General features: G+C 58.3%; 25 protein-coding genes and 2 pseudogenes. 13 read left to right on the forward strand and 14 right to left on the reverse strand.

The window, feature by feature from the left end:
• Positions 1–10: 10 nt before the first annotated feature.
• From P3R82_RS29620 to trbB, 8 genes and pseudogenes are all read right to left on the reverse strand, one after another.
• A complete protein-coding gene (locus P3R82_RS29620; protein ID WP_283196456.1) occupies positions 11–673 on the reverse strand; it encodes a conjugal transfer protein TrbF in 663 nt (220 codons plus the stop codon).
• Positions 674–694: 21 nt separating this feature from the next.
• On the reverse strand, positions 695–1,822 hold the full coding sequence (gene trbL / locus P3R82_RS29625; RefSeq protein WP_283196490.1) for a P-type conjugative transfer protein TrbL: 1,128 nt from the start codon (positions 1,820–1,822) through the stop codon (positions 695–697).
• Positions 1,823–1,869: 47 nt separating this feature from the next.
• Complete coding sequence (gene trbK / locus P3R82_RS29630) at positions 1,870–2,052, reverse strand: entry exclusion protein TrbK (RefSeq protein ID WP_071201508.1); 183 nt, start codon at positions 2,050–2,052, stop codon at positions 1,870–1,872.
• Positions 2,049–2,852: a P-type conjugative transfer protein TrbJ gene (gene trbJ, locus P3R82_RS29635; RefSeq protein WP_234689190.1), complete on the reverse strand. Its 804-nt coding sequence runs from the start codon at positions 2,850–2,852 to the stop codon at positions 2,049–2,051. The genes trbK and trbJ overlap by 4 nt, the downstream gene beginning before the upstream one ends.
• Complete coding sequence (locus P3R82_RS29640; RefSeq protein ID WP_283196491.1) at positions 2,845–5,280, reverse strand: conjugal transfer protein TrbE; 2,436 nt, start codon at positions 5,278–5,280, stop codon at positions 2,845–2,847. The genes trbJ and P3R82_RS29640 overlap by 8 nt, the downstream gene beginning before the upstream one ends.
• Positions 5,281–5,290: 10 nt before the next feature.
• A complete protein-coding gene (locus P3R82_RS29645) occupies positions 5,291–5,590 on the reverse strand; it encodes a conjugal transfer protein TrbD (protein WP_015647762.1) in 300 nt (99 codons plus the stop codon).
• Positions 5,583–5,934: pseudogene (locus tag P3R82_RS29650) on the reverse strand (TrbC/VirB2 family protein). Before P3R82_RS29650 ends, P3R82_RS29645 begins: the two are co-directional and overlap by 8 nt.
• A gap of 31 nt (positions 5,935–5,965) precedes the next feature.
• On the reverse strand, positions 5,966–6,931 hold the full coding sequence (gene trbB / locus P3R82_RS29655; RefSeq protein ID WP_052821131.1) for a P-type conjugative transfer ATPase TrbB: 966 nt from the start codon (positions 6,929–6,931) through the stop codon (positions 5,966–5,968).
• A gap of 376 nt (positions 6,932–7,307) precedes the next feature.
• Between trbB and repA the strand changes: the two genes are divergently transcribed.
• From repA to repC, 3 genes are all read left to right on the forward strand, one after another.
• Positions 7,308–8,507, forward strand: a complete 1,200-nt coding sequence (gene repA, locus P3R82_RS29660; protein WP_046797688.1) for a plasmid partitioning protein RepA — start codon at positions 7,308–7,310, stop codon at positions 8,505–8,507.
• Positions 8,508–8,610: 103 nt separating this feature from the next.
• Positions 8,611–9,615: a plasmid partitioning protein RepB gene (gene repB / locus P3R82_RS29665; protein ID WP_283196457.1), complete on the forward strand. Its 1,005-nt coding sequence runs from the start codon at positions 8,611–8,613 to the stop codon at positions 9,613–9,615.
• 168 nt (positions 9,616–9,783) lie between these two features.
• Positions 9,784–10,995, forward strand: coding sequence for a plasmid replication protein RepC (gene repC / locus P3R82_RS29670; RefSeq protein ID WP_283196458.1), 1,212 nt, complete (start codon positions 9,784–9,786; stop codon positions 10,993–10,995).
• Positions 10,996–11,339: 344 nt separating this feature from the next.
• Here repC and P3R82_RS29675 read toward each other — a convergent pair whose 3' ends face one another.
• Entirely contained in the window at positions 11,340–12,500 is a 1,161-nt protein-coding gene (locus P3R82_RS29675; RefSeq protein WP_283196459.1) for a site-specific integrase, read from the reverse strand.
• A gap of 77 nt (positions 12,501–12,577) precedes the next feature.
• Here P3R82_RS29675 and P3R82_RS29680 point away from each other — a divergent pair, with 77 nt between their 5' ends.
• From P3R82_RS29680 to P3R82_RS29725, 10 genes are all read left to right on the forward strand, one after another.
• Complete coding sequence (locus P3R82_RS29680) at positions 12,578–12,856, forward strand: type II toxin-antitoxin system Phd/YefM family antitoxin (protein WP_283196460.1); 279 nt, start codon at positions 12,578–12,580, stop codon at positions 12,854–12,856.
• Positions 12,843–13,274, forward strand: a complete 432-nt coding sequence (locus tag P3R82_RS29685; protein ID WP_283196461.1) for a plasmid maintenance toxin (PemK-like) — start codon at positions 12,843–12,845, stop codon at positions 13,272–13,274. The genes P3R82_RS29680 and P3R82_RS29685 overlap by 14 nt, the downstream gene beginning before the upstream one ends.
• A 306-nt stretch (positions 13,275–13,580) precedes the next feature.
• Positions 13,581–15,218, forward strand: coding sequence for a Mu transposase C-terminal domain-containing protein (locus tag P3R82_RS29690; RefSeq protein ID WP_283196462.1), 1,638 nt, complete (start codon positions 13,581–13,583; stop codon positions 15,216–15,218).
• Positions 15,215–16,132: a TniB family NTP-binding protein gene (locus tag P3R82_RS29695; protein ID WP_183902755.1), complete on the forward strand. Its 918-nt coding sequence runs from the start codon at positions 15,215–15,217 to the stop codon at positions 16,130–16,132. The genes P3R82_RS29690 and P3R82_RS29695 overlap by 4 nt, the downstream gene beginning before the upstream one ends.
• 448 nt (positions 16,133–16,580) lie before the next feature.
• Entirely contained in the window at positions 16,581–17,171 is a 591-nt protein-coding gene (locus P3R82_RS29700) for a hypothetical protein (RefSeq protein WP_283196463.1), read from the forward strand.
• A 246-nt stretch (positions 17,172–17,417) separates the two neighbouring features.
• Positions 17,418–18,716 carry a bifunctional sulfur transferase/dioxygenase Blh gene (blh, locus tag P3R82_RS29705; protein ID WP_183902757.1) on the forward strand — a complete coding sequence of 433 codons (1,299 nt, stop codon included), beginning with the start codon at positions 17,418–17,420 and terminating at the stop codon, positions 18,714–18,716.
• Positions 18,707–19,054 carry a sulfite-sensing transcriptional repressor BigR gene (gene bigR / locus P3R82_RS29710; RefSeq protein ID WP_183902758.1) on the forward strand — a complete coding sequence of 116 codons (348 nt, stop codon included), beginning with the start codon at positions 18,707–18,709 and terminating at the stop codon, positions 19,052–19,054. Before blh ends, bigR begins: the two co-directional genes overlap by 10 nt.
• Positions 19,051–19,461 (forward strand): YeeE/YedE family protein, encoded by a 411-nt coding sequence (locus P3R82_RS29715; RefSeq protein WP_183902759.1) that lies wholly within the window; start codon positions 19,051–19,053, stop codon positions 19,459–19,461. The genes bigR and P3R82_RS29715 overlap by 4 nt, the downstream gene beginning before the upstream one ends.
• Positions 19,458–19,889 (forward strand): YeeE/YedE family protein, encoded by a 432-nt coding sequence (locus P3R82_RS29720; protein ID WP_183902760.1) that lies wholly within the window; start codon positions 19,458–19,460, stop codon positions 19,887–19,889. Before P3R82_RS29715 ends, P3R82_RS29720 begins: the two co-directional genes overlap by 4 nt.
• Positions 19,886–20,668, forward strand: coding sequence for a sulfite exporter TauE/SafE family protein (locus P3R82_RS29725; protein ID WP_183902761.1), 783 nt, complete (start codon positions 19,886–19,888; stop codon positions 20,666–20,668). The genes P3R82_RS29720 and P3R82_RS29725 overlap by 4 nt, the downstream gene beginning before the upstream one ends.
• A gap of 73 nt (positions 20,669–20,741) precedes the next feature.
• Here the strand turns inward: P3R82_RS29725 and P3R82_RS29730 are convergent.
• From P3R82_RS29730 to P3R82_RS29750, 5 genes and pseudogenes are all read right to left on the reverse strand, one after another.
• A pseudogene (locus P3R82_RS29730) lies at positions 20,742–21,658 on the reverse strand (recombinase family protein).
• Between the two features lie 664 nt (positions 21,659–22,322).
• Positions 22,323–22,886, reverse strand: a complete 564-nt coding sequence (locus P3R82_RS29735) for a hypothetical protein (RefSeq protein ID WP_283196464.1) — start codon at positions 22,884–22,886, stop codon at positions 22,323–22,325.
• A gap of 36 nt (positions 22,887–22,922) precedes the next feature.
• Positions 22,923–23,345, reverse strand: coding sequence for a type II toxin-antitoxin system VapC family toxin (locus P3R82_RS29740; protein ID WP_283196465.1), 423 nt, complete (start codon positions 23,343–23,345; stop codon positions 22,923–22,925).
• On the reverse strand, positions 23,342–23,608 hold the full coding sequence (locus P3R82_RS29745) for a type II toxin-antitoxin system Phd/YefM family antitoxin (RefSeq protein ID WP_283196466.1): 267 nt from the start codon (positions 23,606–23,608) through the stop codon (positions 23,342–23,344). Before P3R82_RS29745 ends, P3R82_RS29740 begins: the two co-directional genes overlap by 4 nt.
• Before the next feature lie 87 nt (positions 23,609–23,695).
• On the reverse strand, positions 23,696–24,826 hold the full coding sequence (locus P3R82_RS29750) for a site-specific integrase (RefSeq protein WP_283196467.1): 1,131 nt from the start codon (positions 24,824–24,826) through the stop codon (positions 23,696–23,698).
• Between the last annotated feature and the right edge of the window lie 78 nt (positions 24,827–24,904).

Raw genomic sequence — 24,904 nt, forward strand, 5'->3', positions numbered from 1 at the left:
TCCCCTGCCCTTACAGTTGCGCAGTCCAGTCGAAGTCCTTGACATAGAGTCCGATGGGATTGAGCCGGATCGTTGCCTCGTCCTGGGGCGCGGTGATCGCCACCGTGGCTATGCCGCGAAATCGGCGTGTCGCGATTTCCTTGCCCTTGCGATCACGCTCATATTCGGTCCAGTCGATCTGATAGGTCTGGTTCGACAGCGCGACGATGTTGTTTACCTCGACCGCGACGGTCGCATTCACGGCCTTTTCGAATGGCGAGTTGCCGCGGAACCAGGCGTTGATCTTCTGGGTCGAGGGATCGCTTGTCCTCAGAAGCGCATAGGTTCTGTCGATATACTGTTTCTGGACGACGGCATCAGGCGTGATGGAGCGGAAACTGGTGATAAAGCCGCCGAGCGTGGCCCGAATGACCCTTGCGTCTGCATATTCGATCTGCTGGGGAAATCCGGCGGAGACGGTGTTTCCGAGCTTGTCGACCTCGACGATGTACGGCACGAGTTTGACTTGCGTGCTGAGATACAGCGAGTAGCCGAAACCGATCACCGCCATACCCAGGCTTAAGATTCCGACCGTCCGCCATGCCGAGGCCGCCCTCACGTAAGAGCCATATCGTTCCGACCACTCCTGCCTTGCGGCAAGATAAGGGTTCTCGGGGGCGCGTTGCGCTGCCATATTGTTTTCCCTGTCTTGAATTTACGATTTGTCGTGTCGTTCCGGCGGTTGACCGGGCGAGGCTCCCTTGCCACGAGCCTGGTCGAGCTTCGCGTTCGCTAGGCCAAGGATGGAGCCGGCATAGGCACCGGGCGACCCGATCGCCTTCTCCTTGGCTGCGGATCCTGCGGCCTGCCCGGCCGAGCCAAGGCCTGCACCCACTCCACGTAGAGCCGCTCCTCCAAAGGATGATCCGGCGGCCCGCGCCGCTTGCCCTGCAGCAAATCCTGCTCCAGCCGCACCTGCTGCCAGGAAGGCTCCGCCGGTCGCGAATGACGCCGCCTGCCCACCGTGTTGAATGGCTTCCATCCCGCCGGAAACAGACGCCCCCTGAACGACGCCCTGCATGATGTTTGGAACATACATCGCGATGATAAATACAACGACCGAGATGCCGGCGATCGCAAGTGTCGTGATGAACTGGTCGGTCTCGGCGGTAGGGGCCTGAGCAAGTCCCAGGAGGACATTCGAGCCGATCTTTGCGATCATGACCAAGGCCATGAGCTTCATGCCAACGCCGAAAGCATAAACGAGATATCGGACGGCAAAGTCCTTGGTGAACGAGGATCCACCAAGGCCGAGCATTATCATTCCTGCGAGTAGGCCGACATACATCTCGACCATCACAGCCACGAAAATCGCCGCCACCAGCGAAAAGCAGATCACAACAATACCCATGGCGAGAACGGCTGCGATCGCAAGGGCATTATCCTCGAAGACACCGAACTTGGCCTGTTCCGACATCTGCGAAGCGACACGGATACCTGCATCGAACACCTCCGCGGGCGAAGCTGACCCACTGCCGGCCCCGATCTGATAGAGACTATCGACAACAGCTTTGGCAAACGTCGGTCCCTGGGTCAAAACAAAGGCAAAAAAGCCGATGAACATTATCCTCCGCACAAGCTCTGCGAACCAGCTGTCGAGGGATGCCGACTGAATGGCGAGCCACACCGCGGCAATCCCCACCTCTATTCCGGCGAGGATCCAGAACAGAGACCTTGCCGCATCCATGATCGTTGTTTCCCAGCCCTTGGCAGCGGAAGAAACCTGATTTTCTAGCTCTGTGAGGACTTGGCCCTGCTGTGCAAACGCAGGGCCGGCCAGCATAAGGCAGGCAAGTCCGGTTGCAAAAAAGATCAACTCGATCCGTGCCCTCACCATCTTGGACGCATTTCCTGGCCCTTTTCGATTGGGGGCAGGTCCTTTTTCACACCGAAAAACTTCTCACTCATTTTGGATGCGGACCGATCGTCGGATTTCATGATGAACACCCTTGCTGCGGACACCGAAGCCGCCGCGACCAAAAGCGCGATAGCAATGACAACTGCGCGGCTCACCAGCGTGGCTCCATCTTCTGACCTTCGGGGACGGCACTGGTATCGGCGTTGAAGAACTTTTCCCGCCGAGCCTGCGCGAGATCCTTGTCGGTTTGCTCGCTTTGCAGCCACGTCCCCATCATCGTCATCTGCTGGGAGACGAGACCACGCAGCTTCTGCATTTGCGCAACCTGCTGCGCCGCAATTTCGTGGCCGACCTGGAGAGCTTTCATTTGGCCATCGGCCGATTCCGACATGTTTCGGAGGGAGCCCATCGTATCCTCCTCGCTGTCGAACTGGTCAGCCGTCAGGCTTGCAGCCTTGAGCGTGCTGGCGATGGTGTCGCGGTTGGTATCTGACCAACGGGCATAGTTCGAGGATAGGTCCGTCCCGTTGGCGGCGGCAGTCTGAAGATCAGCATAGGATTGAAAGCGCTGTTTCAGCACATCATCTGCGCTCCCCATCGAGAAAGAGATGCTCTGTCCCTGATCGACGATACTGCGGAGCTGATTGAGGTCGCTCTCCACCTGCCCCCAGATATGATCGGGCAGCTGCGCCGTGTTTTGCAGCATGTTTTCGTAGATGTTCAGCTGGTTTTGGATCTGCTCGGCCAACTGACTGATTTGTGTCAGCTGATTTTCGACTTGCAGGCCGGAGCTTTTAAGAAGGTCAACGAGCTGTGCATTGTTGGCAAGCTGTGTCCACTCGGTTGCAGCGCCCGTCGCTGAGCCAGCAAATGCTGGTGTGGAAGCGCCGGTTACAAACGCTGCAATGACAACGGTCGCTGATTTTCTTCTGAGCGATAGGATATGGTCAAGCATAGCGATTGATCCCTCTTTCATTGAGCCATTGGGTCGGCCAGTCTTTGCCGTAAGTTGAGAGAAGTTCCCGGATCCGAGCGAGGTCGGCTTTGCCGGAAGCACCGACGAAGGAGAGGGTGAGCGGCCCCAGCGCCATATCGAAAAGGCGGCGTCCGTCCGGCGACGTCACGTAATATTCCCGCTTTGGAATAGCGGCTGCGACGATTTCGATTTGGCGAGGATTAAAGCCGATGCGCTCATAGAATTCTCGTGTCCCGGACTCGCGGGCAGCCCCATTCGGGAGGCAGATCTTGGTTGGGCAGGATTCCTTCAGGACATCGATGATGCCCGAGCGCTCTGCGTCCGAAATTGACTGAGTGGCGAGAACGACGGCGCAGTTTGCCTTTCGCAGCACCTTCAGCCACTCGCGGATTTTGTCGCGGAAAACCGGGTGGCCGAGCATCAGCCAAGCCTCATCGAGAATGATGAGGCTTGGTGCCCCCGTGAGCCGCTTTTCGATCCTGCGAAACAGATAGGTCAGCACGGGGACGAGATTTCGCTCGCCCATGTTCATCAGTTGCTCGATCTCGAAGCACTGGAATTGACCGAGGGTCAGCGAATCCTGTTCAGCGTCGAGAAGCTGGCCCATGGGGCCGTCAACAGTATAGTGGTGCAGCGCGTCCTTGATCTCCCGCATCTGCACGCCACTCACAAAATCCGACAGCGACCGGCCTGGAGCCCCCGCCATCAAACCGATCTGCCGAGATATGGCGTTTCGGTGGTCCGGGTTGACCGTGACACCCTGCAGGGAGACGAGTGTTTCGATCCACTCGGAAGCCCAGGCGCGGTCGGTCTCGGTCGAGAGGTCGGAGAGAGGGCAAAAGGCAAGCCTAGCCCCCTCCCCTGCCTCGCCGCCGATTTCGTAATGATTACCATCAACGGCCAGCGTCAGCGGCAGAATAGAGTTGCCTTTGTCGAAGGCGAAAACCTGCGCACCCTTATACCGGCGAAATTGCGCTGCGATGAGCGCGAGAAGCGTTGACTTGCCGGAACCGGTTGGTCCGAAAATAAGCGTATGCCCGACATCATCCACGTGAAGGTTCAGTCGGAAGGGTGACGATCCGGAAGCCACCTGTGTCAGTGGCGGCGCGTCGGGTGGATAGAACGGGCAGGGCGCAAGCGGACTGCCCGACCAGACGGAATTGAGGGGGATCAGGTCAGCGAGGTTGCGGGTGTTTATCAGCGGTTCCCGGATGTTGCAGTACCAGTTGCCTGGCAGGCTCCCGAGGAACGCGTCTGTCGCATTCAACGTCTCGATCCGCGCGCCAAATCCTTCAGCCTGGATCAACCTTCGAACGGACTCGGCTTTATCGGCAAGATTTTCTCTGCTCTCGTCGAACAGGATGATCACCGGCGTGTAATAGCCATAAGCGACCAGCTGCGAAGAGGCCTCGGCGATCGCGTCTTCAGTCTCAGCGACCATGGCCATTGCGTCTTGGTCAACCGATCGGCTCTGTGTCTGGAAGAGTTGGTCGAAGAAAGGCCGTACCTTTTGCTGCCATTTCTTGCGCGTGCGCTCCAACCGCTGTTTGGCTTCCTCAGCATCCAGAAAGATAAAGCGTGACGACCAGCGATAGGTGAGCGGCAAGAGATCGAGGTTATTCAAGATGCCTGGCCAGCTCTCGGCCGGCAAACCGTCGATCGCAATCGCGCTGAGGAACCGGTTTTCGACTTTCGGGGTAAGGCCGTGCTCTAGCTCCGCGGTCGCCAGCCAATCCAAATACATGGGAATTTCAGGCAGACGGACTGGGTGGTTTTCACCGGTGATGCAGAACCGGATGAACTGGAACAGCTCATCGTAGCGGGCAATGCGGGTGCCACCGCGTTCCGGCACCTCACGCGTCCGCATACGCTCAATGGAGATGACGTTGCCGAGGTATTGCTCAATCTCTCGGGTGGAGCGCCTGAAACTGTCGAGCACTGTGTCGGCATAGGTCGCCGTCCGGCTCTCAGTGTCCGAGTAGATATAACGCGTGACGCCAGATCGCCGGCGCTCGGGAGGGCGATATGTCAGGACGAGCGCATGCCGGCTCTCGAAATGCCCGCGCTCCTGTTCGAAGTGCTTACGCCGCTCATCATCGATCATTCGAGTGACAGCATCGGGGAAATGACTGCGTTCCGCAGAAGGATAGTCAGTCGTTGGGATGCGCACGGCCTCGACCTGGATCATCCAGCCGGAACCTAGCCGTGAAAGGATCGTATTGATCTGACGGGACAGATCGTTGCGCTCGAAATCCGTGGCGCTCTCGGAGTCAGGGCCGGCAAAATACCACCCCGCCATGAGACTTCCGTCCTTGAGAAGAATGATCCCATTGTCGACCAGTCCGGCATAGGGCACGAGATCGGCGAACGACGGTGCAGACGGGCGAAGGGAACGCAAAGCGACCATCATTGCACCTCTAAAAACGCCGCCACGGCGAAGACGTGGGCAGGTAGTGATGCCGGTAGCGCAAATGCCGCACGTAGACGTGACGCATGAGGGGATCGGATTTTGCCATCATGCGCAGCGCGCCGACGATCACGAACCAGATGGCGATGCCAAACAGCGCTGAATACAGGGTGAGCACGACGAAGATCAGGATGATTGCCACCAGCCCTGTGACAAGCAGGAGCTCCCGGTCTGCCCCCATCAAAAGGTTCGGCCGTGAAAGAGCGCGGTGAATGCGATTGCGTTGGAGAGCGGAATGCGGCTCACCCATTGGCCCCCTCCCCTCTTGCAACGGGCATCGGCTGGGAAACGGTCCCTGGCAAACTTGTGGCAGTGATGCCGATCGACGCGCCGGTCGCACCGAATAGTCCGACAATCGTAGTCGCCCCCAGCAGGATACCGGCGACCAGTACGATGTAGACGAGGCGTCGCGCGAAATCGTTGAGCTCGCCGCCGAAGATCAGCATTCCGCCGGCGATCGCCATGGCGGCGAGGGCAATTGCTCCTGCGACTGGCCCAGTGATGGATTCCTGAATCTGTTCAAGCGGCCCCTCCCAGGGAAGACTCCCCACCGGAACTGGCAAGGGCTGGCGCCGCAATCGCCGCGCAAAACATCGCAGCGAGCAGTCCGAGGCGAAAAGAGCGATTATGCAGCATGAATGTCCTCATCAATTTGAGCGTAATGTTCGGTCTGGTACCGGCTACCGCTGAAGCCCTCGACATTGATGACTTCTCGTACCCGTCTCCCCCTCCCCGCGCGCTCGATCGAGATGACAAGATCAACGGCCTCGCCGATCACAGCCTGCATCGGCTGCTGACTGACCTCGGCGGTCAGTTGCTCCAGGCGACGCAGGGCGGACATGGCAGTATTGGAGTGGACGGTGGTGACGCCACCGGGATGGCCCGTATTCCAGGCCTTTAGCAGCGTCAGTGCGGCGCCATCGCGGACTTCGCCAACGATGATGCGGTCGGGACGGAGGCGCATGGTGCTCTTGAGCAGCCGCGCCATATCGATCGTGTCACTGGTATGCAGGCACACCGCATTTTCTGCTGCACACCGGATTTCCGCAGTATCTTCAAGAATGACCATGCGGTCGTCCGGTGCTGAGGCTATGATTTCAGCGATCACGGCATTAGCGAGAGTCGTTTTGCCCGAGCCCGTTCCACCCGCGATCACGATATTGAGCCGATTCGCGATTGCGCTCCTGATCACTGTGGCTTGCGCCTCCGTCATCACCTTGTCAGCGATATAGTCGTCGAGTGGGATCAGCCTGGAGGCTCTGCGCCTGATCGTGAACGTTGGGGACGCGACAACCGGGGGCAGCAACCCTTCAAAGCGGTGTCCGCCAATGGGAAGTTCGCCCGAAATGATCGGCCGCTCATCGTCCGCCTCAGATTGTAGAGCGTGTGCGACGGAGCCGATGATTGTTTCCGCTGCTGTCGCAGCCATCTCACCCGCGGGCGCTATGCCCTGCCCTAACCGCTCGATGAAAACTTTACCGTCCGGGTTGAGCATGATCTCGACGACGCCAGGGTCGTCGAGGGCGATACATAGACGATCGCCCAGTGCTTCTTGAAGCTTGCGCACAAGGCGGGAATGCGACTGAAGCATTGCGACGTTCTCCTCGCTGATTGATTTGCGGGAAAAAAAAGCGGGACGGCACCAAGCTGTCCACGTACAAATTTGTACCTCGCGATTCTCTGTCGTTTCCTGCACGGTGGCGCAAGTTGGAGAGACGGCCTGTCGGCGTCTTGAATATTTGCGAACAGATTGTGAGGGAAAGAGATTTTGGGCGGGAATTTATACCAGGCTAAATCTCTGGAAACGTTGAAAAAAAGGCGGGAACAGTTTGTTGCATCAAAGAGCGTTAAGGTTTTGTTAACCCTATTTCTCTTGCGGACAGACGGGAATCGTGCGCTATCTTCAGACGGTAATAGCGCGTCTGACGCTGATAAACCGTCTTGAACCTGAGGCTAAAGTGAACGTGATCGACAGGCACATCAGTAGGGCTGCAACGTCCGCACATATTACGCAGCGCGCGGAAGCTCTATCCGCGAGACTCCGTGCGGTCGGTGAACGCGCCTTTCCCCCGACCGCGCAGAAGTCGCTTCGGTCGTTCACCTCTGGGGAGGTAGCCGAGATCGTTGGTGTTTCGGATGGCTACCTGCGCCAACTCTCCCTAGATGGCCTCGGCCCGGCACCTGATATCGGGACCGGTGGCCGACGCTCCTATACACTTGAACAAATCAATGGCTTGCGGCAGTACCTCGCCGAGGCACGCCCCAAGGAAGCAGCGCGTTTCTGGCCCCGTCGCCGGGAGGGCGAAAAACTTCAAATCATCACTGTCGCCAATTTTAAGGGTGGCTCGGCCAAGACCACGACATCTCTATATCTCGCGCAGGGTCTGGCGCTCCAGGGTTATCGAGTCCTTGCCATAGATCTTGATCCCCAGGCCTCGCTCTCCGCGATGTTTGGTTATCAGCCGGAATTCGATGTTGCGGAGAATACCACGATATACGGCGCCATCAGGTATGATGACCAGCGTGTGGCGATGAAAGATGTGATCCGCAAGACCTACTTCACGGGCATCAGCATCGTTCCCGGCAATCTTGAGCTGATGGAGTTTGAGCATCAGACCCCGCGATTTATGCTTCAGAACCGAGGACGGCCAGAAGATTTGTTTTTCAGGCGTGTCGCAAGCGCCATTGATCAGGTCAAAGACGAGTACGACATTGTCGTTGTTGACTGCCCTCCTCAGCTTGGTTTCCTCACCATGGGTGCTTTGAATGCAGCGACAGGAATGATTGTCACCGTCCACCCACAAATGGTGGACGTAGCTTCCATGAGCCAATTTCTCCTAATGACGTCCGATCTTGTCTCCGTAATCGAAGAGGCGGGAGGTAAGCTAGACTATGATTTTCTGAGGTTCCTTGTGACCCGCCATGATCCTCGAGATGTACCTGAACAGGAAATCGTCGGTTTACTTCGGGATGTATTCGGTACCGATGTGATGGCTGCGGCAGCATGGAAATCGACCGCAATTGCTAATGCCGGTTTGACCAAGCAATCTCTTTACGAGTTGTCGCGTGGCGCGGTCGGTCGATCGACCTATGATCGAGCGATGGAATCGATTAGTGCCGTGAATCACGAGGCTGTCGGCCTAATCAATGAAGTGTGGGGGAGATGATGGTGCTCCACTATCAAAAGAATCAATCGCTTAACTTGTTGTCAGCTGACGACGTGATGTCGTTGGGGCTAGTAGTTAAACGTTCTGATTGGGGAAATGATAGATGAGCAAACGCACTCAATCAGTTCGCAATCTCTTTGCCGCAGGGCCTGATGAGGCGCCGACCGTGGACACACGTCAACCAATGCAGCGCGTAGCGTCAGGAGCGGTTCGGTCGTTGAAGGACACTTTTTCGGAAGTTGAGAGGGACTACGAAGAACTCAAGCAAAAAGTTGCTGACGGCGCTCTTCCGATTGACCTCGATCCGTCTCTTATCGACCCATCCCCTTTCGCCGATCGTTTTGCGGATCAGGATGCTTCGGCTGTCGAAGCGCTCAAAGCCTCTTTCCTTGAGCACGGGCAAGAAATACCAATTCTAGTACGGGCTCATCCGACTGAGATTGGCCGTTATCAGATTTCTTATGGCCATCGTCGCGTACGAGCTGCCACTGAGCTTGGTCTTAAGGTCAAGGCTTACGTGCGCGAACTTAGTGACGATCGCCTTGCTGTCGCCCAAGGCATTGAAAATTCAGCTCGTGAAGATCTTACCTTTATAGAGCGTTCAATGTTCGCGCTGAAACTCGAGGAAGGCGGGTTTGAGAGGACACTCATTCAAACCGCGTTGTCGGTTGATCGGCAGGAAGCATCCAAGCTGATCAACGTAGGCCGCGCAGTTCCTGGTTGGCTGGCCGAAGCGATAGGCCGGGCTCCGAAGATAGGTCGCCCGCGGTGGCAGGAGCTTGCTGACGGTCTGAAAAATGCAGGAGCGGAAAGCAAAGCGCGTAAGGCTACAACTGACAAGTCTTTTGGTCACAAGACTTCGGATGATCGCTTTATCGCGGTTCTTCGCGCGATAAAGGCGATCGATAGACCGAGCGCGGAAAAGACGCCGGTACTTTCCGCAAAGTCTGCCGAGGGTGCTAAGATCGCGACCCTCGCGGTCTCCGGCAGGGTTTGTAAAATTGAGATTGATAGAGATCGGGACGAGGCGTTTGCCAAGTTCGTGATGGATCGAATTCCTGATCTTTACGAGAAATTCCGGCAGACCGAGCCCGGATCCGAAGGTTAGAAAAGGAAGAAACCGCAAAAGAAAAAGGCCCCCAAACGTTGCCGTCGTGGAAGCCTCTCTCATTGGTCTAAGCAGCCTGAGAATCGCATTTCCATGAATCCCAGTCAATAGTCTTTGGCACCGATTTGGTGAGCTGATTCCTTTTGCCGATCGAAAGGTGAAAGAAAAATGCGAAGTGGAAGTGTAACGACGCCATTCGGGCGGCGGCCGATGACGCTTGCCTTGGTCAGGACCCAATTCCAGACAGCGGACATCCGTAAGGGAAAAGTTGCGGACAAATGGAAAGTATACCGCGACGCCTGCGAAGCACGCACGCTACTTGGCCTGCGCGATAGGGCGCTTGCTGTGCTCAACGCTCTCCTGTCGTTTTATCCAGAGACGGACCTCAGCGAAGATGCGAACCTTGTGGTCTTTCCGTCTAATGCTCAACTGAGCGCACGAGCGAACGGCATCGCGGGTACGACTCTGAGAGAGGCCTTGGCTGTATTGGTGGGTGCCGGACTGATAAATCGTAACGACAGCCCCAATGGTAAACGCTACGTGAGACGTGGCAAGGACGGCGAGGTGGAGACAGCATATGGGTTCAGTCTTGCCCCATTGCTTGCGAGGGCGGAAGAACTTGCTCTCATGGCGCAGCGGGTGGCCGAGGAGGCACGACGCTTCAAGGTAGTTAAGGAGCGGACGACTATCGCGCGCAGGGACGTGCGTAAGCTTATCACGGCTGCTGTTGACGATGGTGCGCCTGGCGACTGGGCGACGATGGAGACAATCTACCTAGGGGCCGTAGCAAAGCTTCGGACCGCCAAGTCGATTGAGGCCCTTGAATCGATCCTGGACGAACTGGAACTATTGCGCGAAGGTGTACTTAGCGTATTGGAAAGCAACATCTTTTCACAAAAAACCGCTACCAATGACAACGAAATCCGTCAGCACATACAGAATTCAAATACCGAATCTATAAATGAATTTGAACCTGGCTCAGAAAAAGAGCAGGGCGAGAAACCGATGTTAAAACCAGACCGACCGGCGGAGCCGCTAAAGAGTTTCCCTATTGGTTTGGTGATGCGAGCGTGCCCTGAAATTGCGGCCTATGCGCCTGGAGGCCAGGTCCAGAGTTGGAGGGACTTGATGTCCGCCGCAGTCGTGGTTCGATCGACCTTGGGAGTGAGCGCTTCAGCGTATCAGGACGCTTGCGAGGCGATGGGCGCCGAGAATGCGGCCGTCGCGATGGCAGCGATACTTGAGCGAGCTGGGCACATCAATTCAGCTGGTGGCTATCTCCGCGATCTCACCTCCAGAACTCGCCGCGGTGAGTTTTCGCTCGGCCCGATGATAATGGCGCTTTTGAAAGTGAACTCTGGCGGGGCTATAAGTGCGTGATGTCCCCGATCTTAGGAGCTTTCGGAAGCCGTCGATTGTAGTCAGCTGACAACAAACTAACCCCCTGTTGCAGCTAAGGTTTCTTAATCGCCTGCGCGGTCCGGATCAGGAGTCAAACCAGGAGTTTGCAACTGAAATAGCCGAACGTGTTTCGAAGGTGGCACCAGTGGTCGTTCTTTCCGCCGCGCGGTAGAGTAGATAGAAGCTTCAGCGTTGCTTTGGGAAACAGCGCGGCGAAATGCGCCTTGAGCATGACCATCGTTTACCAGCTCGTTTTGCCAACGCCACGGAAATACAGTTTCAGTGAACATGCTGTCATGGCTGTGCGGAGGACGACGGCGCCCTTATAACAATCGCGTAGCCCGGCCGCTCCGGCGGGTCGCGTTGTTGTAGTAGCTTGACGCCTGCTGTACCGATCGGTGGCGCGACTGCTCCATCGCCTCCGGCAAAGGAACGCCTCGGTTTGCGGCTTCAGTCAGATAGCCCGACCGCAACCCATGCGCGGAAAACTCATCCGCCTCCAGACCGGCCATCGTCGCCCGCTGTTTGACAATATCATTGATCGCCTTCGGATCGAGCGCCCGACGGGATACATTCCCCCAGCGATCAATCGCCCGGAACACACTCCCACTTTCAATCTTGGCGGCAACAAGCCAGGCGTTCAGGGCATCAACCGGCCGGCCGGTCAGGTAGACAACTTCATCGCTGTCGCCGCTGCTGGTCTTTGTGCGGCCGAGATGGATCGACAGCGAGGGCAGGGGAGCCCCGCCCTCAACGGCGATCGGCGGCTCAGCCGTCAACTGTTCCCTGCGCAGCCCGGCAATCTCGCTGCGACGGCGCCCACCCGACGCAAAGCCAACCATCAGGATAGCCCGATCGCGGATGTCACGAAGGCTTTCGCCGGCACAAGTTGCCAGCATTTTTGCCATGATGTCGCCGGTGACCGCCTTTGCGCTCTTGCGGCGGCGTTGGCGTGGCACGGCACGAACGGCGAGCCGGATTGCGGATTTGAGGGCAGGGGAGGCGAAAGCGCCGTTGAAACCTCGCCACTTAGTCAGTGTCGACCAGTTGGCCAGACGACGGCGCACGGTATCGGGCGCGTGCGGCCCGGTTGATCTGAGAAAGCCGCCATCTCGAAGGGCCTGGTCAACCTCAGCCGGCATGCCATGGTCCGGATCGGTTTCGCGCCTCGCTGGGTCCCAGAGGTGATGGGCGACAAACTTGAGGAGCAGCGCCTCGGGGGCCGGCCAAGGAAGGGCGCCGCCAGTCGCGGCATGCGACCAGGCTTCGAGATAGCCGAGATCGGAGGTCAACGCCCGCAGCGTATTCTCACCCATACCTTCGTTGACCAGATGACGCAGGGTCTCGACGTCCTGGTCGGTCAGGATTTCGGCAAGCTTGTCACGTCGGTCGATCGGCAGCACCGCCGCGATGTTGTCGAGCTGTTCGGCGCGGTTTAAAACATTCTGGGTGACCGACGATACCGACAAGGTCTTTTTCGTCATGGTACATGTCCAATGCTAATCGTGCGTTTGCAAAAGTTACGGAAAGCCCGTATATTCCGCAACAAAGGAGTTCTGCCATGACCTCGACCGTGACAGCAGCAGCCGTTTCCAAGAATTTTGGCGCCTATCAGGATGCCGCAGTCCGCGAGCCGGTGATTATCACCAAGAACGGCCGGCCGCGCACGGTTCTGATCGCCTATGAGGACTATCTGCGTCTGGCCAGACGCGACCGTCGCGTAGATCTCACCACAGCGATGAGTGATGATGAACTTGCCGCCATTGAAGCGTCGCAGATGGAGCCGGGTCTCGATCATCTCAACGCCGAACTGCTGACGGACAAACATGCTGCCGACTGAACCAAAAGTCGGTTGGGTCTTTCGTTATTCCTATCTCTGGCATTGGCAGCATCTCGAAGGCCGGGAGGAGGGCGACAAGGACCGCCCGGCGTTGGTGTTGGCAATTGTTGCGACCCTGGACGATGGCACGCCCGCAGTCCGTGTCCTGCCGATCACGCACTCGCCGCCCTCTGATCCGAGTGACGCGATCGAAATCCCGCCGGCGACAAAACGGCGTCTCGGACTGGACGACGAACGATCCTGGATTATCCTGACGGAAAGCAACCGGTTTGTCTGGCCGGGACCGGATGTCCGGCCCGTTGAGAGCGAAACAGGCTACCTTGGCCCTTTGCCACCGGCATTGTTCAACGAGATCAAGCGCCGTTTTGTCGAACTGGCGCGCGGCCAGCGTCATCGCGCCACGGCCCGCAGCGAGTAGCGGCTTAGCTGCGGTCGCGGACCTTGGCTGGCCGCGTCTTTGATCTGCAATGTCGAGCAAAATGGGTCCTTTGTGATCGTCCTTGCGCCCAGTTTCACTTGTCGGCATTCTTAATCGAGTGGATTCTATCTCACTGATTTCTCAGGACAAGGGGTTTTCCAATTTCGCCGGACTCGCCCTAATTCTCCGGACTCCTTCGTCACTTAAAGTGCTGTCGCGGCTCTGTTACGATCCCGCGTCATCTTAGCTGTCGATGTAGTCGGCGCAAAGCTCCACTTGAACCGTGACGGGATGGGGAGATATAGGATGAACAAAAGACCCGATAAAATGGTGGCGACTGAGGTCGCTTGGACGAAGGCGGTCACTCGCGAAGCGCTGATCCGGCCGCTGGCAGCGGCGAAGCGTATACCAGCGCTCGGCCTTGCACGAGTGTGCCGGGAACTTGGGTTGAAGCGGTCGCGTCTTTACGAACTGATAGCCCTTTATCGAGTGGCGCCGGTAGCCAGCTCGCTTCTTGATGGCGTGGCGGGTCAAGAAAAGGGAGGCCGTCGACTGCGTGACGATGTCGAAGAGACCATCGAGGTTGCAATCCGCGACACCTATCGAAGTCGCGAACGGCCGACTGCGAAGGCACTTCATGACCGCGTCCGCCAGCTGTGCCACGAGGCCGGTATCCCCACACCTTCCTTGAAAGCTGTCAGAGGTCGAGTCCATCAAGCGGACCAAAGGGGGCTTTATAGAGATAGGGAGGGAGCCACGGCCGGGCGCCAACGGTTCGCACCGGTTGTCCGGGAATATACTGCAGACTATGCATTTCAGGTCGTGCAGATCGACCATACGCTCGTAGATCTCTTTATCGTCGATTCTTTCCATCGCCGCCCTTTGCAAAGGCCGTGGCTGACACTGGCCATCGATATCGCAAGCCGGATGGTGGCCGGTTTTCATATCAGTCTGGAAAGCCCTTCATCGACATCCGTTGCCCTCGTCGTTCAACAGTTGGTCTTGCCGAAGGAACCGTGGCTCGAAGATCGGCGTATCAAGGCCGATTGGCCGGCCCATGGCCTTCCGGATATCATTCATCTCGACAACGCTCGAGAGTTTCATGGCAAAGCTCTCGTTCGCGGGGCAGCAGAACACGGAATTTCCCTTGTTCATCGTCCGGTTCGCCGTCCGCATTACGGCGCGCATATCGAACGGCTGATCGGCACCATGATGGGGGCGGTGCATATGCTGCCGGGTTCGACCTCAAGCAACGTCGCGGATCGCGGGTCTTATGACTCCGAGAAACATGCAGCGATGACCTTGGATGAGTTGGAGAGGTGGCTCACACTCGAAATCACAGGCCGCTATCATGCCGATCTTCATCGCAGCCTGGGCGTGCCTCCACGGCTGGCCTGGGATGACGGCCTTGCTGATCGGCCATACGCGTTGAGGCTTCCCCATGATCCTGGCCAGTTCCTGAAGGATTTCCTGCCGTTTGAAGAACGGTTCGTCCGTAGAGACGGGATCCATCTGTTCGGGCTTCGCTATTGGGACGATGTGCTTAGCCCATGGGCCGGCCGGGGCCAGCGGGTGCGCGTCAAGTACGACCCCCGAGACCTGTCGCGCGTTCAGGTAGAAGGGGCCGACGGCTTCGTCTGGACGGTTCATTTCGCTGATCTTCGGCGCCCGCGTATCACGCTTGGTGAGCATCGTCTGGCCTTGGCTGCATTGCGAGCAAAAGGCGTCCGGGCCGTCAACGAAGAGCTGATCTTTTCGACGATTGCCGAGCAGCGGCAACTTTTGGCGGACGCTGCGGTGAAAACACGAACCGTGCGCCGGAATGCAGAGCGGAGCGAGCGCGCATTGTTCGCAAGTCGGGGTTACGACGCTCTTCCCGACGACCAGCCCAGTCCAGAAATTTTCGAGGATCTGCCACCATTGTCCGTGGAGGAGTGGTCATGACAGCATACGAGCACCTGCAGCCGGCGTATCGCCAGTATGCCGATCTCGATACCGATGAGCGCATCGCCTGGCTGCGTGCGGATAGATGGCTTGAGACTTCGCAAGCAACGACGGTGATCAGGCGGCTAGAGGATCTTCTGTCTTACCCTCCGCGCGACCGGATGCCCTGCCTTCTCATCTATGGCGAAACCGGTATCGGCAAGACCAAGATCATTCGGAAATTCCTACGTGATCATCCGCCTCGGTTCGACCGGAGCACAGGCGTCACGACGATGCCTGTCGTTGCCATGCAGATGCCGGCCGAGCCGATCGAGCGCGATGTCTATGGTGAGCTGCTGAATGCACTGGGCGCGCCAGGTCCCCAGTACGAAGCCGCATGGCGCCTGAAGGCCATTTGCCGAAGCATGATGCGTGACATGGGCGTTCGGATGCTGATCATCGACGAGATCCACGCTGTCCTGACCGGCACATTTCGCCAGCAGCGAATATTCCTCAACGTCATCCGGTTCCTGGCTAATGATCTGAAGGTGCCTATGATCTGTGCGGGGACGGACCTTGCCCGACAAGCCCTTCTAACAGACCAACAGCTCGCCGAGCGGTTCGATGCTCTTCATCTGAACCGTTGGTCCAACGACAAAAATCTGGCCCAGCTTCTGTCGAGTCTGGCCGGAATTCTCCCCCTCAGGGAACCATCCGATATAGGCACTGCCGCAGTCCGCCAACGTGTCCTTGAGTTGACCGACGGTGTAACGGTCAGGATTTTCCGGTTGATTGAGACCGCAGCGGTCGAGGCCATCCGAAGTGGTAACGAGCGCATTGCCATCGAAAGCTTCACCGGTGGCGAGCTGGTTTTGCCCCTGATCTCGATGACGCGATACTCGGAGCGGCAACTGCAGAGACGGATTGCCCGGTGAGGACGACACCGCTTTTGCCGCTGGCACCGCGCCATATGGCGACGAACTGATCTCATCGTGGCAGGCGCGGGTTGCGGCAAGGTATTCCCGGCAAAGTGCTGATATTGAAGCTTGGCTGGGCCTCGACAGCTCAACCGATAACGATTTCGATCCAGACCCGACAAGTGTTTGGAGATGGAGCCGCGCTTGCAGGATCCGACCTGCCGTCGTCGAGGCGCTCGCACTTTCCCGGAATGCTGCCTCACTTGGTTATGTCCGGCAGTCCAGATGGCGCGGCATATGTCCCGCCTGCCTGGAGGGCGATCGGCGAAACGGCCGCGATCAGTATCTTCGCAGACACTGGTCGCGCGCTGAGACCGTTGCTTGTAGCATCCACCGCGTTCGCCTCCGCTTCTCCTGTCTGAAATGTTTAAGGCGATGCGACTTCCGGTATGAATACCGGGACGGGTTGGCCGAGCTGATTTGCTCCGGCTGTATGAGAGCTGTGTCGCGTGCCCCACCGTCGCATTTTGAACTCCGTTACGCCGGCCTGCTGATTGCGACGATGGAGGCGATCGACGATGCGGAGAAGGGGAGGGGCGAGACAAAGCTTGCCGACATTCGAAAGGCTATCCGCTTTCTCTGGAGCGGTTCTGTGAACCACGGAAGACCCGAGATCACTTTTTTCGGCGTTCAAGACATAAAAGGGCCGGCTTCCATCCCGGTGAACGTGGATGCGCCGTTGACGTGCTTGTCCATGACATGGCGGTCCAGCACTCTCCTGACGATGGCGCAGATGCTGGATATCAGCAGCGCACAATCCGAGTTCGGCCCTCCTAGCGATTGTTTGACGTTCGCTTTCCAGCAGTTTGAGAAAAATATAACTTCGAGTCAGTCCCTGACTACTCGGTCATCTACGGGGAAAAAAGCAGAATCGATCTTCCGCCTCGATCCAACAGTAAATATTTTAGAGCTGTCGCCGCGATTACGAAGGATCCGAGGTGGCACGCCATTTCGACGCTTAGGGGACGCCAACGCTCAATCGCGCTCTCGCGACTAGCTCGTAGTCTTTTGGATCTCCTCGAGGGGTGACGCGCTCTCTTGTAATCGCCCTGTAAAACTGCTGCTTCCGTCGTTATTCGGGGTCCGGTCGGCGCGACGCGGCGTCGAGAAAGCTCCTCTGGGGTCGGAGGGCGTCTCTCTGCTCCTGAGTGTGCTGCGACGATCAGGTCACTTGGCGGACTTGAAAGATAGACATTATACGTTATATTATAATGGATAATGTAAATGGACTAAGGAGTCAGTCATGTCCGTGATCAGGATTTCAGAGAAGCTGTCGGTCTCGCCGCAGCCAAGTGCCGACGACATCAAGTCCCTTCGTCGCCAGGGTTTCGCGACGCTGATCAACAACCGCCCGGACGCCGAGGACGCCGCCCAGCCCGGCACGGACGTGGAAAGCCAGGAAGCCGAGCAGTGCGGCCTGTCCTACGCTTATGTCCCGGTCACGCTAGGTACGATCACCGAAGCCGACGTCCGTGCCTTTCAGAAGGCGGTCGATGCGTCCGAAGGCCCGGTGTTCGCCCATTGCAAGTCGGGCACGAGGTCCCTCACCCTCCATTTAATCGGCGAGGTTCTCGACGGGCGAATGGCTGCCGAAGACGTCGTCGAGTTCGGCCGTGCCCACGGCTTCGACAGCAGCGCCGCCGCGGCATGGCTCAAGCAGCACGCGGCACGCCGCCCGCGGGTGAAAGGCTTGTTCGACAAGCGCACCTGGAGCGTCCAATATGTCGTGTCCGATCCGGCGACAGGCAAGTGCGCCATTATCGATCCCGTGCTGGACTTCGACGAGAAATCGGGAGCCACCGCGACCATCAATGCCGACGCGATCCTCGGCTATGTCAGGGAGAATGGCCTGACGGTCGAGTGGATCCTCGATACCCATCCGCATGCTGATCATTTCTCCGCGGCCCACTATCTCAAGGAGAAGACTGGTGCCAGAACCGCGATCGGCGGACGCGTCGTTGATGTTCAGAAGCTCTGGAAGAGGATCTACAACTGGCCCGAGCTTGCCACCGACGGCTCGCAGTGGGACCACCTTTTCGCACACGGCGAAATGTTCAAGGTCGGCTCCATCGACGCGAAGGTGATGTTCTCGCCCGGTCACACGCTCGCCTCGATCACCTACGTGGTCGGCGACGCGGCGTTCGTCCATGACACGCTTTTCATGCCCGAGAGCGGCACGGCGCGGGCAGACTTCCCCGGCGGAGACGCCCGCGTCCTGTGGAAATCGATCCAGGACATCCTCGCCCTCCCGGACGACACCCGAATCTTCACCGGACACGACTACCAGCCGAACGGTCGCGCTCCGCGGTGGGAAAGCACGGTGGCCGAGCAGAAGAAGTCCAACGAGCATCTTGCCGGAGTGACGGAAGAGCAGTTTGTGGAGCTCCGGAGGAGGCGTGACAAGACGCTGCCGCTGCCGAAGCTCATCCTGCATGCGCTGCAGGTAAACATCCGCGGAGGGCGTCTGCCGGAGCCTGAAGCGAACGGCAAGCGCTACCTCAAGTTCCCGCTCGATGCATTGCAGGGAGCCGCATGGGAATGAACACCGATTTAAGGAAAATGATGAAGGCACGGCTCTCTCCCGCCGAGATGGTCGGCCGGGCCGGAGAGGTCGCCGATCTCCTGAAGACGTTGTCCCACCAGTCCCGTCTCATGATCGTGTGCACGCTAGTCGAGCGCGAGTTCTCGGTCGGCGAACTCGAGGAAAAGCTCAACATCCATCAGCCGCATCTTTCGCAGCATCTGACGGTGCTGCGGAGCTCCGGAATTGTCGAAACCCGGCGGGATGGAAAGCAGATCTTCTACCGCCTGACCGAGGAGAAGGCCGCACAACTGGTCTCCGCGCTCTATGACATCTTCTGCGTAAAGGAAGAGACATGAACATCTATCTCCAGTCGCTGAGCGGCGGCATGCTGATCGGCGCATCCGCGGTCATGCTCCTGCTTCTGAACGGCCGGATCGCCGGCATCAGCGGCATCGTCGGCCGCCTTGCCCAAGGCATCGGCTTGACCACCAATCTTGCGTTCGTACTTGGCCTCCTGCTCGGGCCGCTCGTCTACCTGCTGGCGGTCGGTAACTGGCCGACCGTCGAGATCACAGCGGGCTGGCCGATGATCATCGTCGCCGGACTGCTAGTCGGCCTCGGTTCGCGGATGGGATCCGGATGCACCAGCGGCCACGGCGTGCTGGGCCTTGGCTGCCTCTCTCCACGATCCATGGCCGCCGTCGCCACCTTCTTAATCGCGGGGGTCATCGCCGTCACCATTCTACGAGGCCTCGGATTATGAATAGGACCATCTATCAATTCGGCGCCGCCCTCGCCTCTGGCATTGTCTTCGGCTTCGGCCTGTCGCTCTCCGGCATGCTGAATCCCGCTCGCGTCCAAGGCTTCCTCGACGTCTTGGGCAACTGGGACCCAAGCCTTGCCTTCGTTCTTGGCGGCGCCGTCGCTGTCGCCTTCATCGGCGTACAGGTGATGAAGAAGATGCGCCATCCTGCTTTCGACGACAGTTTCCATGTGCCCACAAACCGGACGATTGACGCGCCGCTGGTCATCGGCTCGGCCTTGTTCGGAATCGGCTGGGGGATCGGCGGCCTCTGTCCGGGGCCGGCTGTCGCTTCCCTGTCGGTCGGCTTTCCCCAGACGGTGCTGTTCGTCGTCGCCATGCTGGTCGGCATGATACTTTACGACCGGATTTGGAGCGGAAGGACATGAGCACTTCCGTTCTCGCGGCCGTCGGATCTGGCGGGATCGTCGGCTTCATGCTCGGCCTTCTCGGCGGCGGGGGATCCATTCTGGCGACGCCGCTCCTGCTTTATGTCGTCGGCGTCACGCAGCCTCATATCGCGATCGGAACCGGAGCGCTCGCGGTTTCGGTGAACGCCTTCGCCAACTTCGCGAGCCACGCTATAAAGGGTCACGTCTGGTGGCGGTGCGCAGCCGTCTTCTCCTTGCTCGGCGTCTTCGGCGCGCTTGCCGGCTCCAGCCTCGGCAAAGCGATGGACGGAGGCCGCCTGATCTTCCTGTTCGGCGTCCTGATGGTCGTGGTCGGCGCCCTGATGCTCAAGCCCAGGAAGCCGACGTCCGTAAAAAGCCGGCCGGTCGACCTCAGGATGTGCTTTGTAACCGCAGCTGTGGCGCTTGCAGCCGGAGCGGCATCGGGTTTCTTCGGGATTGGTGGCGGCTTCCTGATCGTTCCCGGCCTGATGCTGGCGACCGGGATGCCGATGATCAACGCGATCGGCACGTCGCTCCTCTCCGTCGGAGCGTTTGGGCTGGCGACCGCGTTGAACTACGCGGCGTCCGGGCTAGTGGACTGGTGGCTTGCCATGGAGTTCATTGGTGGAGGCGTAGCAGGCGGCCTTTTCGGCACGATGCTGGCAACTCGACTGAGCGCCTACAAGAACATACTCGACCGTCTGTTCGCGGCGCTCATCTTTGTCGTCGCAGGTTACATCTTCTACCGGAGCTTGGCATCTACGCCAGCAGGGTGATGCTGCACCTACATCGACACGTGGTGCTGCGTTGTGGAGCCGACGCGTTGACTTAGCACTCTTTGAGACTCCGTCAGCCCCGAAGAAGCCCGAAGCGAAACGCCTCGTCCATGAGCGCTTTTACGGACGAGGGTTGCCATTTCCGGCCGCCGCGAACCGGACGCTCTCCCATCTGATCCAACTGCGCCGCGATGTCGCGCAGTGTCAAACTCGGATCGGCGATAGCGATTGCTGCCACCAGCTTCATATGGTGATCGTCTACTGGTCTGCGAGGGGATCGCGCCAACAGTTCAGGGTCCGCGAGCTTTTCGCGAACCATGCGATGGACAGCACGGCGTAACCGCTCGACAGTCCAGTCGTGGCCCTTGCGGTTAAGGACCAGGACGACATTGTCCCAGCTATGCTGTGGGCGTAGTCGCTTCACCATCGGAAGCCAGGTCTGCGCCGAGGTGATCAGCTCGTCGAGATAAAGCTGGTTCTTCGCAGCGGCCGCAGTCCGTATCGCCTCAGGGCGTCGCTCGCGAAGGCCCGGATTGCCTGCAATCCGGCCGCGTGCCTTGGCAGCCTTCATACCCGATTTCGTTCGCTCCGCTATGAGCGCACGCTCAAGCTGGGCGACGGCGCCCAGGACCTGTAGCGAAAACATACCCTGAGGCGTCGACGTGTCGATCGGATCGCGCAGCGATCGGAAATGGACGCCACGTTCCTCAAGGTCTTCGATGACATCAAGCAGATGACTGACGGATCGTGCCAACCGGTCCAGTCGCACGACGACGAGGACGTCGCCGGTGGTCAGCTCCCTTAGCAGTCTGGCGAGAACTGGTCTGGCACGAGAGGCACCTGAGCCGTGCTCCTGATAGATCCGGTCGCAGCCCCCGCGCGCAGTTCATCGACCTGCGCATCGTGGAGCTGGTCCTCTGTAGAAACACGCGCATAACCCATCAAGCGCCGCGGCAGGGGAGGGGCTACACGTCTCGCTGATTTTGCCATGGATATTCGGCTCGATTCTGGCATTTTGTTCAAATAAAGAATGCGTCGATAAACGGTCCTTTGCAAGCGTGTTTTATGAGTGATATGCGAGTCCGCAGAGCGCGATTTATGACCATACACTGGTGTTTGGTCATCCAGTTATTCGAACGCGCGCCAGCGGCGATCTGAGGCGGAAACGCTGGGAAGTAAGGCTTCTGAGCGCATAACGTTCGCTGATCTGCGCTCGGACGGACGACGCCGACCGGAATTTTCTTCAGAGCCTGCGGCGACTGCGCCTGTACTGAGCGGGCAAAGCGCGAAGAGCGCGTTGAATCCACCGAATGAGGGCGAAATAGGCCCGAAATCGCCGGAAATGTGGGGAATCCGCTGAATCAGGATGGCCGACATTGCCGATTAGCGATCCGAAATCAATAACCATCGATAAGCGATACTTATCGATGGTTAGAACCTCTGTGGTTTTTAGTTCCCGATTTCAATTGAAGCGATAAGCGAAAAACCCTTCCTTCAGTTTTTAGCTTGCGGTTTCAACAGAGGGTAGGGAAGGGGCACCATCCGGTTGATATCACTATTGATGTTCCAGTGATTTACCACCGGGGATCCGGCCATTCCGCATTTTCCCATGCAGCGAATTCTGCCGGGGAGACCAGGTTCTTCTCGCCGTTCTTCAATCGCATAGAGTAGAAGCTGTCATACATCGGATCGAAGCTTGAAAGGAGCTGCGCAAAGCCGGATTTTCGTTGGGCCTTCGTCCATGAGCAGAAGATCCCCCGCGGCTGTCGATCATGTCGAATACTTCAAGCTGTGCTGGATCAAGGCGCTGCCAGAGACCAATGATTTGCTCAGCCTGTGCACCAAAGTCTTCGCGCAGCGCATCCTCGATGACCGCCTCCAGAGCGTAAGAGATAGCCTGGGTCTTGGCCGTATGGCTAAGGAACGCGAGGGATTGTCTCAACAGCCTCTGCTGCAGCAGAAGAACTGGCCAGAGGATCTGGACACCGTATCGAACACCGATTTCCTCAGAATGCTTTGGCGGCTGGATAACCTCACGTTGCCGCTCAAAGGCTTTGCGCACATCGTAGGCCAGGCCCAGAAACGAGCCTTCCTTGTCGATGACAATCGGTGAGCGGTCATTCACCTCGTGGACGACTTCGTGCAGCCAGGTCAGGGACGTGTGGTCTCCGACGAGAAGGATGCCAGCGTGGTTTTTGAGCAAGCTGTATGAGAGCATGTAGACTAATCCTTCCATCGACGAACATGGAGTTGATCAAGCCGCCCATGGGTTGAGGATATCAACTCCGAAGCCCTCGAAATCTTTGGTGTTGCGTGTCGCAAGCGTCAACTGATGAGCGACGGCGGTGGCTGCAATCAGCCCGTCCATCGAGGCAAGCCCACGACCGCTTCGCTTGGCAAGCGCCATAAGATCGCCCCAGGCCAGGGCGACGGGCGCTTCCACCGGAATAATCCGATTTTCGAAACGCTGAGGCAGATCGTGTGCGAGCCACTCGCCCAGGGCCTCGCGCTTTCGTCCGCTATCCATCAACGCGACGCCCCGTCTAATTTCAGCAATCGACACGATGCTGATGAACGTGCGGTCTTCGTCCAACCCGTGAATCCATCTCAGAACACCTTCATCTGGGCTAGGTTTTGTGACTTCCGACAGCACATTCGTATCGAGCAGCAGTCTCATAACGACAAGTCACGCGGCTCGTCACGTTGACGTTGAAGATCCAGATCCGCTCCGCGCAGAGGCGATGACAACAGAAATTCCGCAAGCGATCCCCTGCGCCCAGTTTTCTTCTGCCACTCATCTGCAGAAACGACGACCACGCTTGGCTTTCCGTTGCGTGTAATCGTCTGAGGTGCCAATTGCGCGCGCTCCATGACCTCCGAGAGCTTTGCCTTCGCGCCAGCGACCGTCCAGCTCATCTCGTCGTGCGTTGTTGTTTGCATCGCTTCACCTATAACCAAAATGACTATAGTGACTATAGTGCGCTAGCGGGTTTTCTGCAAGCGCTTGAACGGCAGGGGAGCAGACAGCTAAAGCCCAGATGCCTTGGTTAGATTTACCCGGAAGCGATCACGTCGCCGTTGATATCGCCGAGTCATCTCCGCGGAAGCATGACCGAGCTGTTTCTGGACGTAACGCTCGTCCACTTCAGCGGAAGAGGCCAAGCCCGCGCGAAGAGAATGGCCGGAGAATTTGAAGGCGCGTTCAATTTCGCTGAGATCGCTGCGAACGCCTGCGGCCATTGCGGCCCTTTTCACAAGCCGAGCGACCTCCTTGTCGTTCAGCCGCTCCGACCCGACAGCTTTCCCTTGCCCCGTCACCCGACGAAAAAGGGGGCCATGAGCCAGTTTAGCGAACTTGATCCAGGTCTCGATTGCGGCGACCGGGCAGGTCGCATCGGCCGAACCGCGGCCGACCTCGACCTCTCGCCATCCGGTTTTACCGCGCAGGGTAATGAGCATGCCCTTGTCGAGGATCTCGATCCAACCGCGACCGTCTTCTGTCTGGTCGGCTTTCAGATCGAGGCCGACGATCTCGGAGCGTCGAAGTCCTCCAGCAAAGCCGATGAGCAGCATCGCCCGATCCCGCAGGCCACGCAGAGAGCCGCGATCGAGCGTCTCGACCATGGCGATGATGTCCTCAGCCATGACCGCTTCCTTCTGGACCGGTGGCCTGGCGTGGCTGTTGCGGATGCCGGCCATCACGGTGTCGATATGCCGGTCCTTGCGATCGAGCGAGAGGCCACGCTGGGCATAGTTCCAGGAGAGCGACGAGAGGCGGCGTTCGATGGTCGAGACCGAGTTTGCTTTTGCACCACGTTCAGCCGTGCCGGAAGCGCAGGCGGTGATATAGAGCCCGACTGTCTGCGGCTGCGGGGGGAGGGGAGTGAGGTTCGACCGCCGGCACCATGCTGAAAAGTGCTTCCAGTCGGAGGCATAGGCTCTGCGGGTGTTCGCAGAACTCGCCGCTTCGACGTATCCCCGGGCGCGATCTGCGAGGCTGGCAAGATGCGCTGGCGTCTGATCCTGATCAGTAGGGGAGGGGAGGGCGCTGTCCCTCAACACCGGCGCGTAAACATCATGTCCAGCCGCCGTGCTGAGAGACGGCGCAGAGGTCTGTTTGACGTGATTTTCGCTGTTGTGCTCAATGATTTGGGCCATTTCTCTATAATGAGCATAATGTCCGATAATGCAAGATTATCGGACATAATTATATGCGGACAGGCTGTGCGGTTGATT

The organism is Rhizobium sp. AN80A (assembly GCF_030053015.1).
Taxonomy (GTDB): Bacteria; Pseudomonadota; Alphaproteobacteria; order Rhizobiales; family Rhizobiaceae; genus Rhizobium; species Rhizobium metallidurans.